The 697-nt window shown below is 45.1% G+C and carries 1 protein-coding gene; it reads right to left on the bottom strand.

The features are described from left to right. Positions 1 to 669 (bottom strand): glycosyltransferase family 9 protein (locus R7R24_RS27010; protein WP_318120165.1); only part of this gene is annotated, 669 nt, incomplete at its 3' end. Positions 670 to 697: the final 28 nt, after the last annotated feature.

Raw genomic sequence — 697 nt, 5'->3', positions numbered from 1 at the left:
CAAATCCAGTTCGACTTGAGCTGGGCTGCCAGCCAGAATTACATTCCAACCTTGTGCTCTCGCATGGTGGATGACGTCTATGTACCCTTCAGCATTCCAGTTTTTATATGCTTTACTGGCTCCTGGCACAATCAGTAGGTTGGGTTTGTCGCAAGAAACATGACTCTCTGCCCACTCTTGGTCTTGTGTGGAGTAGGAAAGTGCCCAGTCTAACTCCGTGTTAAGGATGCCAATTTGATGAGCAAAAGCCATCAAACCATCCGCCACGTGCAGAGATTGTGGTGAGGGAACTTTGACATTGGTGAATAGTGTTTGAAAATCTTGGCTTCTGTCAGATGAAAAACCAAGTTTGTATTTTGCCTTAATGCCCAAAGTCGCGACGCTCGCTCGAATCGCATATTGCATATGTAACAGAGCATCAAATTCTCGGCCCTTTAACTGTTTCCACAAGGCTTTATAGCCATCTAAACCAGCTTTTTTATCGAATACAATGACTTCGACCCCCTCAATCGCCGCTAGCAACTGAGCTTCCAACTTGCCAGTAATCCAAGTTATTTGCGTGGTTGGCCACTGTTTCTGGATTGCTTGCACAGTAGCGATGGTATTACACACATCTCCAATAGCGGATAAACGCAAGATGCATAATGACGATGGGGCAGAAGTGAACATAATTATTGTCTGACTAGATGAATAGAGG

The organism is Vibrio sp. 704, assembly GCF_033339295.1.
This window is presented reverse-complemented; position numbering and strand designations above follow the sequence as displayed.